Source organism: Lysobacter sp. cf310, from assembly GCF_900114355.1.
GTDB lineage: Bacteria > Pseudomonadota > Gammaproteobacteria > Xanthomonadales > Xanthomonadaceae > Lysobacter.
In genome coordinates this window covers 1474849-1489184 of the sequence record NZ_FOSS01000001.1, presented here as the reverse complement: position 1 = coordinate 1489184, position 14336 = coordinate 1474849, and the positions used below count along the sequence as shown (strand labels likewise).

7 protein-coding genes are annotated in these 14336 nt (G+C 69.5%); 6 read left to right on the top strand and 1 reads right to left on the bottom strand.

What is annotated here, in order from left to right; all coding sequences use genetic code 11:
• Window positions 1-51: 51 nt before the first annotated feature.
• On the bottom strand, window positions 52-654 hold the full coding sequence (locus tag BMZ45_RS06545; RefSeq protein WP_254776544.1) for a TetR/AcrR family transcriptional regulator: 603 nt from the start codon (window positions 652-654) through the stop codon (window positions 52-54).
• Between the two features lie 141 nt (window positions 655-795).
• Here BMZ45_RS06545 and BMZ45_RS06540 point away from each other — a divergent pair, with 141 nt between their 5' ends.
• The 6 genes from BMZ45_RS06540 (at window position 796) to BMZ45_RS06515 (ending at window position 13966) form a co-directional block, all read left to right on the top strand.
• Entirely contained in the window at window positions 796-1839 is a 1044-nt protein-coding gene (locus BMZ45_RS06540; RefSeq protein WP_091633847.1) for a dipeptide epimerase, read from the top strand.
• Window positions 1836-2987: a dipeptidase gene (locus tag BMZ45_RS06535; protein WP_091633844.1), complete on the top strand. Its 1152-nt coding sequence runs from the start codon at window positions 1836-1838 to the stop codon at window positions 2985-2987. Before BMZ45_RS06540 ends, BMZ45_RS06535 begins: the two co-directional genes overlap by 4 nt.
• Before the next feature lie 61 nt (window positions 2988-3048).
• Window positions 3049-5304, top strand: coding sequence for a TonB-dependent receptor (locus BMZ45_RS06530; RefSeq protein ID WP_175488954.1), 2256 nt, complete (start codon window positions 3049-3051; stop codon window positions 5302-5304).
• 72 nt (window positions 5305-5376) lie between these two features.
• Window positions 5377-6432 carry a DUF1611 domain-containing protein gene (locus tag BMZ45_RS06525; RefSeq protein ID WP_091633839.1) on the top strand — a complete coding sequence of 352 codons (1056 nt, stop codon included), beginning with the start codon at window positions 5377-5379 and terminating at the stop codon, window positions 6430-6432.
• A 138-nt stretch (window positions 6433-6570) separates the two neighbouring features.
• Window positions 6571-8547 (top strand): serine hydrolase domain-containing protein, encoded by a 1977-nt coding sequence (locus tag BMZ45_RS06520; RefSeq protein WP_175488953.1) that lies wholly within the window; start codon window positions 6571-6573, stop codon window positions 8545-8547.
• 271 nt (window positions 8548-8818) lie between these two features.
• Window positions 8819-13966, top strand: coding sequence for a non-ribosomal peptide synthetase (locus tag BMZ45_RS06515; protein ID WP_091633833.1), 5148 nt, complete (start codon window positions 8819-8821; stop codon window positions 13964-13966).
• Window positions 13967-14336 lie beyond the last annotated feature (370 nt).

The following is a 14336-nucleotide window of genomic DNA, read 5'->3' as shown; positions in this document are numbered from 1 at the left end:
GCTTAATCACTCATTAAATCGGGCGAACGAACACGGCGTTGCCGCCGTGATTCAGTGGGTGATCGCGTTCCAGAACGCTTCGAAGCCGGACTCGGTGTAGCGCTGGGCCTGCGCGGGCTCGCGCCCGACGAACTCCATCGTGGTGTCGGCCAAGGCCGCCATGATCGAAGACACGAACTGCTGCGGCAGGTCGCGCAGCGCGCCGGCGCCGATGCTCTCGTCGAGCAGGGCGCCGAACTCGGCGAACATGCGCATGCCCTCGGCGCGACTCTCGGCGGTCACGCGCTCGCTCACGGCGAGCTGGGCGATGGTCTTGCGCTTGGCCGGATGGCGCACGCCCCAGGCCACGTAGCCGGTGAAGATGTGGCGCGCGCGTTCCTTCAGCGCGGCGTCGCGCGGATAGGTCGACAGCATCGCCTCGTGCATCTCGGTCTTGATCTCCAGATAGAGCTGATTGAACAGCTCGTCCTTGGTGCTGAAGTAAGTGAACAAGGTGCCCTCGGCCACGCCCGCGCGTTGGGCGATCTTCGCCGTCGGCGCGGTCGCGCCTTGCTCGGCGATCACCTGGATCGCGGCGGCCAGGATGGCGTTGCGTTTGTCTTCGCTTTTGGGGCGGGCCATGGCGGGGTAGTAATTGAGTGCGTACTCAATCATATTGAGCTCAGGGCGTCCGACGCAAGTGCGCGCCGACGAGCGGTTTCGGCTCCAACTTGACGAAATGGAAAAAATGGTTTTCAAATATAGAAAATAACCACGGGCCGCGTGGTTGTATCCGCCACCGGAGCCGCAGCGCGCATGTCCCAGCCGTCCCGCCGCCTGCAGCTCGCGATCGAACCCCTGCCGCTGCGCGCGCCGCTGCGCATCGCCGGCCACGCCTTCGCGGCGATGCCGGCGCTGGTGGCGCAACTGAGCCAGGGCGACTGCCGCGGCCGCGGCGAGGCCAGCGGCGTGTACTACTTCGGCGACGACCCGCCGTCGATGCAGGCGAGTTTGCTCGCGCTGCGCGAGGCGATCGAATCCGGCCTCGACCGCCACGACCTGCGCGCGCTACTGCCGCCCGGCGGCGCGCGCAACGCGATCGACTGCGCGCTGTGGGAACTGGAAGCGCAGTTGGCCGGCCGGCCGGTGTGGGCGCTGGCCGGCCTCGACGCGCCGCAACCGCTGACGACCATGTTCACCCTGGGCGCCGACGATCCCGCGATCGTCGCCGCCGGCGCGCGCGCGCATGCGCAGGCACGCGTGCTGAAACTCAAGCTGGACGGCGACGTCGATGCCGATTGCGCGCGTGTGCGCGCCGCCCGCGCGGCCCGCCCCGACGCGACCTTGGCGGTGGACGCCAACCAGGGCTATCGCCTGGACAGCATCGCGCCGCTGATCGCGGTGCTGCACGAGCAGGGCGTGAGTTTGCTCGAACAGCCGTTCGCGCGCGGCAACGAGGCCGATCTGGATGCGCTGGACTGCGGCCTGGAACTGATCGCCGACGAAAGCGTGCAAGGCCTGGACGAAGTCGGGGCCCTGGTCGGCCGCTATCGCGTGGTCAACATCAAGCTCGACAAATGCGGCGGCCTCACCGAGGCCCTGGCCATGGTCGAGCGCGCGCGGGCGCTGGGGCTGAAGACCATGGTCGGCAACATGCTCGGCAGCAGTTGGGCCGCGGCGCCCGCGTTCGTGCTCGCGCAGCGCTGCGACTACGCCGATCTCGACGGGCCGACGTTCATCGCCCAGGACCGCGACCAGGCGGTGTTCTACCGCGACGGACGCATCCATTGCCCCGCAGCCGTCTGGGGCGACGGCGTCGCGTCCCGCCTATCCCCGACCTCCACGGAGTCCTTCGCATGACCGACGATCTGTCCCCGCGCCTGAGCCGACGCGCGCTGCTGCTCGCGTCCGCGGGCGCCGCCCTGGCGCTCAATCTGGGTGGCGCCGCCGCCGCGAAGCGGCCGCGTCGCGCAGAGCCCGCGCGCTACTCGGCGCGCGCCCGCGCCCTCGTCGAACGCGCGCTGGTGATCGACATGCTGGCGCCGCTGCGTCTGGACCTGCGGCCCGACGTCTACACGCGCACGCTCAGCGCAGCCGAAATCGCCGACTTCCGCGCCAGCGGCATCGACGTGTTCCACAACGCCTGGGGGCTGGAAGGGGCCGACGCGCGCGAGCGCGTGGCCGAGTACCTGGCCGGCTGGCACGGCTTCCTGGCCCGCCACAGCGACCTGTTCCTGTTGGTAGACCGCGCCGCCGACCTGGACCGCGCCAAGCGCGACGGCAAGATCGCGGTGATCGCCGGCGTGCAGAACGCCGAGCAGTTTCGCAGCAAGGACGACGTCAAGTTCTTCCACGGCCTGGGCCTGCGCTGCGCCCAGCTGACCTACAACTCGCAGACCCTGATCGGTTCGGGCAGCACCGAGCGCGAGGACGGCGGCCTCAGCGATTACGGCGTGGCGATCGTGCAGGAGATGGAGCGCGTCGGCGTGCTGATCGACGTATCGCACTGCGGCGCGCGCACCACCCTGGACGCGATCGAGCTGGCCAAGGGACCGATCGCGATCACCCATTCCAACTGCCGTGCGCTCAACGACCATCCGCGCCTGAAGACCGACGAGGCGATCCGCAAGCTCGCGGCCAAGGGCGGCGTGATGGGCATCACCGGCGTGCGCATGTTCGTCGGCGCCAAGGAGCCGACCACCATCGACGGCATCGTCGATCACATCGACCACGTCGCCAAACTGGTCGGCATCGAGCACGTGGGCATCGGCTCCGACGCCGATCTGTACGGCTACGACGCCATGCCGGCCGACCAGCTCAAGGCCCTGCGCGCGGCCTACAAGGCCAGCTACGGCTTCCGCGAGCGCATCGACATCGAGGGCTTCGACCGCCCGACCAAGATCTACGAGCTGACCGAAGCGCTGATCAAGCGCGGCTATGCCGACGCCGACATCGAAGCCGTGCTCGGCGGCAACTTCCGTCGCCTGCTCGGCCAGGTCTGGCGCTGAGCGATCGATCCGCACCATTCGTGCTTCATCCGCAGTCGCATTCCATTCCCGGGGGGAACTCATGCAGAACCAAGATCGCCGTCGTCTCGATCCCAATGCCTTGGGCTGGTGCATCGCCCTGGCCCTGTCCGCCGCGCCCGCCATCGCCCTGGCGCAGGACGCCGCCGCCGAACCGGAGCAGCGCAAACCCTCGGCGACCCTGGAAACCGTCACCGTCACCGCGCAGAAGCGCGCCGAGGACGAGCGCAAGGTACCGGCGGCGATCAGCGTGGTCGGTGAGCAACAGCTGGAGAGCCAGCACGTCACTCAGTTGTCCGACCTCAACGGCTACCTGCCGGCGATGACCATCGACGACGGCGGCACGCCCGGGCAGACCAGCGTGTCGTTGCGCGGCATTCCGACCCTGGGCCCGAGCGCGGTGGTCGCGGCCTACATCGACGACACCCCGCTGGGCTCCAGCGGCAACCTCGCGCGCTCGGGCGCCTTCCTGCTCGATCTGCTGCCCTACGACATCCAGCGCGTGGAAGTGCTGCGCGGCCCGCAAGGCACGCTGTACGGCGCCAGCGCGATGGGCGGCTTGCTCAAGTACGTGCTCAAGGATCCCGATCTGGACGCCCGTGAGGGCCGTGCCGGCGTGGGCGTGTCCAACGTCAAGGGCGCCGATGGCACCGGCTGGAACGCGCGCGCCAGCGTCAATGCGCCGTTGATTCCCGGCAAGCTCGCCTTGCGCGCGTCGTTCGCCAACGAGTTCACCCCGGGCTGGGTCGATAACCACTTCAGCGGTCGCCAGGGCATCAACGACACGCGCCAACGCAGCGGGTTGGCGTCCGTGCTGTGGCAGCCCAACGACGATGTGCGCTTGAAGGTGACCGCCCTGCATCAGCTCATCGATGCCGACGACAACAGCCTGGTCACGCTCGATGCCCTGAGCCTGCGGCCCAGCTTCGGCCGCGACGCCACCGGCAAGCCGGTGCGCGAGCGCTTCGAGAAGCAGGTGGATTATCTCGCAGCTACGCTCAACTGGAATCTGCAATGGGCGGACTTCGTGTCCGCCACCAGCTACTCCAAGACCGACTTGCTGCAGGTCAACGACTTGAGCAAGTCCTACGGGCCGATCATTCCGGCGTTGCTTGGCGAGCCCGAGGGTCGATCCGTGTTTCCGCTGACGCTGGGATTGGAGAAATGGACCCAGGAGTTCCGCCTGGCGTCCAAATCCGAAGGGCCGGTGGAATGGATGCTGGGCGCGTTCTACACCGACGAGCGTTCCACCAACCATCAAAGCGCCAGCGCCGAATCGCTGGCCGGCGTGCCGACTGTTTTGGACCCGCTGCTGGTCGCCGATCTGCCGTCGAGCTATCGCGAGCACGCACTGTTCGGCAATCTGACCTACAAGTTCAGCGAGCGCTTCGACGTTACCGCCGGCCTGCGCTATGCGAGCAACGACCAGAGCTTCAAGCAGATCATCAGCGCCGGCAGCCTGGCCGACGTCGGGGTCACGCCTGGCGCCTCGTCCGAGGAAGTCGTCACCTACCTGCTCGGTTCGCGCTGGCATCTGAGCGACGACGACATGCTGTACCTGCGCGTGGCCAGCGGCTATCGGCCCGGCGGGCCCAATATCGCCTTGCCGGGTGTTCCGCCGACGGTGGACGCCGACAGCCTGGTGAACTACGAACTGGGTTGGAAGTCCTTGCTGCTCGACGGACGCGCGTCGATCGATTTGGCCGCGTACCGGATCGATTGGAAAGACATACAGCTCTCGGCTACGACGGCCAACGGCTTGAGTTATCTGACCAATGCCGGACGGGCGCGAAGCGAGGGTGTCGAGCTGACTTCGGCGTTCAAGCTCACTCCCAATTTTCTCACCGGCTTCAACGCGTCCTATACCAACGCGAAGCTGCTCGACAACAAAGCGGAGCCGGCTTTGGGTGGCCGCAAGGGTGACCATCTGCCCGGCGTCCCGAAGTGGACTATGGCTGCGACCGCCGACTACAACTTCGCTTTGCCCGCGGGCATGTCCGGCCACATCGGCGGCAGCTATCACTGGCTCGGCGAGCGCAAGACCAACGTCGATAGCAATCCGCGGGCGGTGAAGCTGGATAGCAGTGGCCAGCTCAATCTCAATGCCGACATATCAAAAGGCCGATGGACGTTGCGCCTGTACGTGCGCAACCTGACCGACAACCGCGACTACAGCTCGATCGGACCGGTCTTCGATGCCGTCAACGGGCGTAGGGCTCCGAATGAGGGCTTGCGCGAATGGCAGGCAGTCCGCCTGCAACCGCGCACCGTGGGCCTGGAATTCGATGTCTGGTTCTGAGCCCGCCCGTACCGGGGCCGCGCGTCGCCGCGCGGCACGCTCCCGTGGAATGTCTCGCAACGGAATGCCCGCATGTCGCTAGCTACCGCCTGTTCGAACGATGCCCTGCCGATGCTGGATCTGCCGCAGCCCTATCTGCTGTTTCTCGGCGACACCGCCGCGCCGGCGTATGCCAAGACCGCGTTCGGCCTGCGCGATTGGGCCAGCGAGCGCTGCCTGGGCGAGTACGCCTTGCCCGGCGGCGTGAGCCTGGGCATGAGCGCGCTCACGCCGGCGCAGGCGCGCGCGGCCGGTGCGCGCGCGATGGTGATCGGCGTGGCCAACGTCGGCGGCGTGATCCCCGCGCACTGGTTGCCGGCGCTGCTGGAGGCGCTGGCGCAGGGCTTGGACCTGGTCGCCGGCATGCACGCGCGCCTGGTCGATATCCCGGCCTTGCGCGAACAGGCCTCGCGGCATGGCCGGCGCTTGATCGACGTGCGCGAGCCGCCGCCGGGCCTGCCGGTGGCCAGCGGCCGCAAGCGCAGCGGCCAGCGCCTGCTCACGGTCGGCACCGATTGCGCGCTGGGCAAGAAGTACACCGCGCTGAGCCTGGCGCGGGCGATGCGCGCGCTGGGCGTCGACGCCGATTTCCGCGCCAGCGGCCAGACCGGCATCCTGATCGCCGGCCGAGGCCTGCCCATGGACGCGGTGGTGTCCGACTTCGCCGCCGGCGCCGCCGAGTGGCTGAGTCCCGACGCCGATCCCGCGCATTGGGACGTGATCGAAGGCCAGGGCTCGCTGTCGCATCCGGCCTACGCGGGCGTGGCGCTGGCCTTGCTGCACGGCAGCCAGCCCGATGCGATCGTGGTTTGCCACGAGCCGGGGCGGCGCGAGGTGCTCGGTTATCCGGGCTATGCGCTGCCGTCGATCGAGGAGACCATCGAACTCAATCTGTTGCTGGGCCGGCGCACCAATCCGGCGATCCGCTGCGCCGGCGTCAGTCTCAACACCGCGCATCTGGATGCCGACGCCGCGCAGGCGCTGATCGCCGGCGAAAGCCTGCGGTTGGGCCTGCCGGTGGCCGACCCGATCCGCGGCGGCCCCGCCTTGCAGGCGCTGGTGCGTTCCTGCCTCGGGCCTGCGCCCTAGCTCTGCCGTGCATCGAATCGCACGTACTGCAGTTCCCTATCGCGGCGCCTACGCCGTCGCGGCCGATCCGCGTACGCAATGCGGACGCGCGCGTCGGTATCCCTGGCGCTATCCATCGATCGAATCCGGAGCATTAGCATGAAGTTGTCGCGCTGCACTCGTCTGCTCGCCGTCGCCGCGCTGGTCGCCGGCCTCGGCTACGCCCATGCCGATCCCGCATCGACGCCGGCGCCATCGCCGCCGACGGCGTCCGCCGAGGTCGCGCCCGCGCGCCTGGACGCGCAGGACGTCGCCGCCTATGTCGACGGCGTCGTCGATGCTTACCGCCGTCGCTACGGCATCGCCGGCGTCACCGTGGCGGTGGTCGATGCGCAGGGGCCGTTGTTGTTGAAGGGCTATGGCCTGGCCGGTCAGAACCCGGCGCGGCCGGTCACCGCCGACGCCAGCCTGTTCCGGATCGGCTCGGTGTCCAAGACCTTCACTTACCTGGAAGCGCTGAAGCTGATCGAGGCCGGCAAGCTCAAGCTGGACGCGCCGGTCAACGACTACCTGCCCGACGAACTCAAGCTGCCCGACGACGGCTACCGTCCGGTGCTGGTGCGCCATCTGCTCACCCACACCGCCGGCTACGAGGACTCCGCGTTCGGCCATCTGTTCGCCAAGGATCCCAAGGCCGCGCTCAGCCTGCACGACTATGTGCAGCGCCATCGCCCGCAGCGCGTGCGCGAGGCCGGACAGCATGCGGTCTATTCCAACTACAGCGTGACCCTGCTGGGCCTGGTGCTGTCGCGCGTGGCCGGAGTGCCGTTCGAGACCTTGATCGAACGCGACCTGTTCCAGCCCATGGGCATGCACCGCACCACCTTCCGCGAGCCGCTGGGTGCGCAGGATCCGCGCAATGCCGGGCCCGCCTTCAAGGGGCTGTGGTCCGACGGTCACCTGCGCAGCCAGGGCGGCTACAAGACCGAGGGTTTCGAATACATCGCCCAGGTCGGTCCGGCCGGCGCGGTGTCCAGCGATGCCGCCGACATGGCGCGCTACCTGCGCATGCTGCTCAATCGCGGCGAACTCGATGGCCAACGCATCGTGCCGGCGGCCGCGTTCGCCAAGCTCGAAGGCGCGCCCTTGTTCCGCACCGCGCCGGACGCGACCGGTTTCGCGTACGGCTACTTCCGTCGCCAGTACGGCCAGGTGCACAGCCTGGAGCACGGCGGCGCGACCCTGTACTTCCATTCCAATCTGGTCGCGGTGCCGGAGCTGGGCTTCGGCGTGTTCGTGTCCACCAACACCGACACCGGCGTGCGTCTGGCCGCGGAGCTGCCGGCGCTGTTGCTGCAGCGCTATTTCGAGCGCGCGCGGCCGGGGCCGTTGCCGGCGCTGTCCAAGGACGCGGCCAAGCTCGCCGCGCCTTATGCAGGCAAGTACCAGGGCGAGCGCCGCAACTACCGCGCCTTCGAGAAGCTGCTGACCGCGTCCAACGCCGACGTCGGCGTCACCGACGAGGGCTATCTGACGTTGACCGCGGGCGGCGAGACCTCGCGCTGGGTGCTGGAGAAGCCCGACGTGTTCCGCGCGGTCGACGGCCCCGGCCGGCTAGCCTTCCTGCGCGAGGGCGGGGCGGTGGTCGGCTTCGTCTCGCCTTACGGCCACGACGTGCTCGATCGGGTCAGCGCTTTCAACGATCCCAACCTGCTCTACGCGGCGCTGGGCCTGGCGCTGTTGGCCGCGTTGGGCGTGCTGACCGGCGCCTGGCTGCGGCGCAAGCGCCCGGCCGCCGACCGCAAGGCGGCCGGGCAGGGCAGCGCGCGCCTGCTGGCCTGGACCGCGGCGAGCTGGCTGCTGTTCGCGGTCCTGTTCGGCGTAGCCTTCGCCCAGATCGCCTCGGCCGGCAACGACGCCATTTTCAGCTACCCCGCGCCGCTGCTGCGCCTAGCCCTGTGGTCGGCGCTGCTGCCGCTGGCGCTGAGCCTGCTCAGCCTGGTCCGGCTGTGGCCGGCCTGGCGTGCGCCGGACTTCGGGTTCTGGCGCAAGGCGCGGCACAGTCTGGCCCTGCTGGTGTTCCTGGCGGCGGCCTGGGGCCTGTGGTTCTGGAACGTCCTGCCCTGGAAGGTCTGAGCAAAGGGCGCGCCGGTCCCTAGGGGCCGGCCGCCTGCCGAAGGCCAGGGCCTGGGGCCGCCGAGAGCGGCCCCACGTGCTTTGCCGGTGGCGCAACCGGCAACACGCCGCGTCTCGCCTGCCGATCTGACCGGATTCCCCGAAGGCCGTCGTTAGGCTTATTGAGTCGCCGTCTCGGGTGGTTGGGCGTGACCGATCTAGCCGGCCTCGCCGCAGGCGGATCGCCATCGTCTCGTCTGTCCCGCGTGCGACGAAGGGGGGCATCGGGCTCATGTCGGCGACAGTACAGGTCGCGTTCGCGCGTGAAGAAATGCGCTTCGATCCTGTGCACGGACCGATCGAGCGTCAGGCCGCGTGTTCGCCGGATGCGGTGGCCGCGCTCTGCGGCGAGCAATCGCTGCGCTACGCCGAACTCAACGCCCGCGCCAATCGCCTGGCCCGGCACCTGCGCGCGTTGGGCGTCCGGGAGGAAGTCTGCGTCGGCGTTCTGATGGAGCGCTCGCTGGATCTGCCCGTGGCGCTGTTGGCGGTACTGAAGGCGGGGGGCGCGTTCGTACCGCTGGATCCCAGCTACCCGGCGGACCGGCTGGCGTTCATGCTCGCCGACACCGCCGCGCCCGTGGTCCTGACCCAGTCGTGGCTGCGCGAGCGACTGCCCGCGAACAGCCATGACGTCGAATGCGTATGCGTGGATACGGCCTGGGACGCGCTCTCGCAGTGGGCGGCGAGCGATCTGGACATCGAGATAGCGCAAGAGCAACTCGCCTACGTCATCTATACCTCCGGCTCGACCGGGTCGCCCAAGGGCGTGGAGTTGCTGCACCGGGGGCTGGCCAGTCATGCGGCATGGTTGCGCGAGGCTGTCGCCATCGTTCCCGACGACCGCATCCTGCAGTGCAATTCGATCAGTTTCGACGCCACGCTGGTGGAATTCTTCGCGCCCCTGCAAAGCGGCGCCGCGCTGGTGCTGGCCCATCCCTCGCGGCAATTGGACATGCCCTACCTGGCCGCCTTGATCGCGGGGCGGCAAGTGAGCCTGGTGAACTGCGTGCCCTCGTTTCTGCGCGGCCTGCTAGGCGAGCCCTCGCTGGTCCCGGCCAGCTTGCGTTACGTGGCCTGTGGCGGCGACGCGCTGACCGCGGATCTGGCGCGCCGGTTGCGCGAGATTGCGCCCGGCGCGCGGTTGGGCAACTTCTACGGGCCGACCGAGACCACCATCGACGCGACCCACTACGAAGTCCCCGCCGAGCTGGCGGGCGATGCGGCGGTGTCGATCGGCCGACCGATCGACCACGTCTGGTGCGAAGTGCTGGATGCGCAGCAACGGCAGGTGCCGCCGGGCGTGGTCGGCGAATTGCACGTGGGCGGCGCGGGCGTGGCACGCGGTTACCGCAACCAGCCACGGCTGACCGCCGAGCGCTTCATCGAGCATCCCTCGCGCCCCGGCGCGCGCATGTTCCGCACCGGCGATCGGGTGCGCCAGCGCGCGGACGGCAATTTCGACTTCATCGGCCGCACCGATTCGCAGGTGAAGGTGCGCGGCTATCGGATCGAACTGGGCGAGGTGGAGTCGGCCTTGGCCGCGATCGACGGGGTCGAGGACTGCGCGGTGGTGCTGCGCGAGGATGCGCGCGGCGAGCCGCGGCTGGTGGCCTATGCCTCGGGCGCGGATCTGAAGGCCGACGCGCTGCGTGTGGCGCTGCGGTTGCGCTTGCCCGGGCACATGCTGCCCTCCGCCTTCGTGCTGCTTGCGCAGCTGCCGATGCTGGCCAGCGGCAAGATCGATCGCGCGCGGCTGCCGGCGCCGTCGCGCGCATCCCTCGCCCAGCAGGCCTTCGATGCGCCGCGCGGCGAACTCGAGCAGGAGGTCGCCGGCCTCTGGCGGTCGCTGCTGGGTCTGGAGCAGGTCGGCCGCGACGACCACTTCTTCGAACTCGGCGGGCATTCGCTGCTGCTGGTCGCGATGCTGCACCGGCTGCGCCAACACGGGTGGACGGTGGACGCGCACATGGTGTTCGCCCATCCCACGCTTGCGGGCCTGTGCGTCGCGATGACCGCCACGCGGCCGCCGGCCGCCGCCGCGCTGCCGGCGTCGCACGTGCCCGAAGACGCGGTCGTCATCACCCCGGAGATGTTTCCCCTGCTCGATCTCGATGCGCAGGAACTGGCGCGGATCGCGGCCGAGGTGCCGGGCGGGGCGGGCAATATCCAGAACATCTATCCGCTGCTGCCGCTGCAGGAGGGGATGCTGTTCCATCACCGTTTGCAGCAGCAGGGCGATGCCTATCTGTCGCGACGCCTGCTCGGCTTCGATTCGAGTGCGCGCGCGCAGCGGTTCCTGGCCGCGCTGCAACAGGTCATCGACCGCCATGATGCGTTCCGCACGGCGATACTCTGGCGCGGCCTGTCGCGGCCGGTGCAGGTGGTGTTGCGGCGCGCGCAGCTGCCGGTGCTCAAGCTGCGCGGCCGGCGCGATGGCCGCGCGCGCCTGCTGGCGTGCACCGATCCGCTGATGCAGCGCATGGCGCTGGACCAGGCGCCGCTGTTCTCCGCGGTGATGGTGAACGATGCGACGGGCGAGGGCTGCACGCTCGCCTTGCTGTCGCACCACATCATCAACGACAACGTGTCCGAGGATGTGCTGTGGGATGAAGTCGCGGCGATCCTGGCCGGCGCGCCCGAGAGCCTGTCCACGCCGGTGCCGTCGTTCCGCACCTTCGTCGGCCAGACCTTGTCGCGCGACCAGGCCGGCGCGAAAGCCTATTTCGAACGCGAGCTCGGCGACCTGTGCGAACCCACCACCCCGTTCGGCCTGGTCGATGTCCGCAACGATGGCCACCAGGCGACGGAAAGCCGGATCCGGCTGGACCCGGCGATGTGCGCGCGGTTGTCCGCGTCGGCGCGCGCGGCGGGCGTCAGCGCGGCCGTGCTGTTCCATGTGGCCTGGGCGATGGTGCTCGCGCGCTGCGACGGCCGCGACGACGTCGTGTTCGGTACCGTGCTTTCCGGCCGCCTCGCCACCGGCGACGAGACCAACGGATGCGTGGGCCTGTTGATGAATACCTTGCCGCTGCGGGTCAGATTGACGCAGGGCAGTGTGCGCCGGACCGTCGCGGCGGTGCATGCGCAGTTGGCGGAGTTGCTGGAACACGAACACGCCTCGCTGGTGCTGGCGCGATCCTGCAGCGCCGTGCCGGCGCCTTCGCCGCTGTTCAACGCCCTGCTCAACTACCGCCATGGCGACGCGGGGCATTTCCAATCCGGGAGCGGCGCCGCCCGCGATCCGCGCCTGTCCGGCATCACCCTGCTGTCCGACGAGGAGCGCACCAACTATCCGATCTCGCTGACGGTCGACCAGTGCGGCGACGGCTTTCTCCTCACCGCTCAATGCATCGCCGGTGCCGATCCGGCGCGTATCGCCGCCTATGCGTCCACCGCGATCGCCGCCTTGGTGTCGGCCTTGGAAGCCGGCGGCGACGACGACATCGCCACTCTCGACGTGCTGCCAGGCGAGGAGTATCGGCGGCTCGTGGTCGACGGCAATGCGACCGCTCGCCCGCTGGGGCAGGACGGTCGGGTCGTGGACCAGCTGGCCGCGCGCATGGCCCATCGCCCCGATGCGCCGGCACTGCGCTACGGCGACGAATGCTTGAGCTATCGCGAGCTCTGCGCGCAGGTGCACCGCGCCGCGCATCGGTTGCGCGCGCGCGGCGTGGCGCGCGGCTCGCGGGTCGGCGTCTGCCTGCCGCGCGGCACCGGGATGGTGGTGACGCTGCTGGCGATCCTGCGGGCGGGCGCCGCCTACGTGCCGCTCGACCCCGAGTATCCGTGGTCGCGCCTGGCCTATATGGCCGGCGACGCGGGCCTGGATCTGATGGTGGGCGCCGCGGAACGATGGCAGGCGATCCTGCCCCCGGAGCGCGGACTGGATCTGGCCGACTTGATCGCCGAGTCGGACGACGGGGCCGACATCGAATGGAGCGCGGACCCGCAGCGCGACGCGCGCGCGCAAGACCCCGCCTACGTGATCTACACCTCCGGTTCGACCGGAACGCCCAAGGGCGTGGTGGTGCCGCATCGCGCGCTGGAGAACTTTCTCGCCAGCATGGCGTCGGCGCCGGGGCTGAGCGCGTCCGACCGACTGATGGCGGTCACCACCCTGAGTTTCGACATCGCCGCGCTGGAGTTGCTGCTGCCCTTGTGCGTCGGCGCGGAGGTCGTCATCGCCAGCCGCGAGATCGCTTCCGACGGCGTCGCCCTGCGCGCCCTGTTGGAATCCAGCCAGGCCACCGTGATGCAGGCCACGCCGGCGACCTGGCGGATGCTGATCGAGGCCGGCTGGGAGGGCGACGCCCGCTTCAAGATTCTGGTCGGCGGCGAAGCCCTGGCCGACGATCTGTCGCTGGCCTTGCTCGCGCGCAGCGCGGAAACCTGGAACCTGTATGGCCCGACCGAGACCACGGTGTGGTCGACCTGCTGGCAGGTCAGGCCCGAGCGCGCCATGTCGATCGGCGGTCCCATCGCCAATACCAGCATTCACGTGCTCGATGCCCATCTGCGTCCGTGCCCGCTCGACGTGGCGGGCGAGATCTACATCGGCGGCGCCGGGCTCAGCCTGGGCTATCACGACCGCCCCGAGCTGACCGCGCAACGATTCGTGGACGATCCCTTCGACAGCCGGGCCGGCGCGCGCCTGTATCGAACCGGCGACCGCGGGCGCTGGTGCGCCGACGGCCTGCTCGAGCATCTGGGGCGGCTGGATTTCCAGGTCAAGCTGCGCGGGCATCGGATCGAGCCCGGAGAGATCGAAGCCCGGCTGCTCAGCCATCCGCAGGTGGCGCATGCGGTGGTGGTGGTGCGCAAGGACGCCGCGGACGATCCGCGGCTGGTGGCCTATGTGGTCCCGGCGGCGGACGCGCCGGACGCTAACGCGCTGCGTGCGCATCTGCGCGCCGCGCTGCCCGAATACATGCTGCCCAGCCACATCCAGTTCTTGTCGAGCCTGCCCTTGGCGCCCAACGGCAAGCTCGACCGCGCCGCCCTGCCGGCGCCCGAAGCCGCGCGGACCGGTTCCGGTTTCGAGCCGCCGCGCGGCGAGATCGAACAGACGATCGCCGCCATCTGGCAGGCGCTGATCGGCGTGGAGCGGGTCGGCCGCCACGACAACTTCTTCGAGCTGGGCGGCCATTCCCTGTTGGCGATGCGGGCGGTCGCACGGATCGAAGCCGCGACCGGCGCCAGGATCACCATGCTCCAGCTCGCGACCGGCAGCCTGCATGTGCTGGCCAAGCAGGTGGCGGCGAATGCGCGGCCGCCCACGAAGGGCGCGCTGAGTGGCCTGTGGGAACACGGCTGGCGGCGGCTGCGCACGGCGCTGTCGCGCATCGGCCGCGCGGCCTGGGGGGCTGACCGATCTTGAGGCCGCTGCGTTTCCGGGGAGGCGCTGGGCGAACGCGGCGCGCGGGTCAGGCGCCCTGCGGCGGGCGCGCTGGCGGTGGCCTGAGCCTGCGGCTCTGAAACCGTGGCGCCGAAGCGGCGCCGGCCCCCTGCCGAAGGTCAGGGCTTGGGGCCACGCACCGCGGCCCCACGTGCTTTACAGGGGCGCGATGACCCTGGGATGGCAGCCGGGACGCCCGGTTCAGTCCCCGGATACCCTGGGTGTGTTTTCATAAGTAATTGATTTTAGATGTTAATTTCTTGTCTTTCCGGGCAAGGGGACGGCTTGGCGCCGGGCCCGGGCCGGATCGGCGCTCGTTCTATCCACGCAACACTGCGGAACTTCCGGGGTC

Coding starts and splice junctions, on each gene's coding strand:
- BMZ45_RS06545 (WP_254776544.1), bottom strand. CDS start 654: ATGATTGAGTACGCACTCAATTACTACCCCGCCATGGCCCGCCCCAAA.
- BMZ45_RS06540 (WP_091633847.1), top strand. CDS start 796: ATGTCCCAGCCGTCCCGCCGCCTGCAGCTCGCGATCGAACCCCTGCCG.
- BMZ45_RS06535 (WP_091633844.1), top strand. CDS start 1,836: ATGACCGACGATCTGTCCCCGCGCCTGAGCCGACGCGCGCTGCTGCTC.
- BMZ45_RS06530 (WP_175488954.1), top strand. CDS start 3,049: ATGCAGAACCAAGATCGCCGTCGTCTCGATCCCAATGCCTTGGGCTGG.
- BMZ45_RS06525 (WP_091633839.1), top strand. CDS start 5,377: ATGTCGCTAGCTACCGCCTGTTCGAACGATGCCCTGCCGATGCTGGAT.
- BMZ45_RS06520 (WP_175488953.1), top strand. CDS start 6,571: ATGAAGTTGTCGCGCTGCACTCGTCTGCTCGCCGTCGCCGCGCTGGTC.
- BMZ45_RS06515 (WP_091633833.1), top strand. CDS start 8,819: ATGTCGGCGACAGTACAGGTCGCGTTCGCGCGTGAAGAAATGCGCTTC.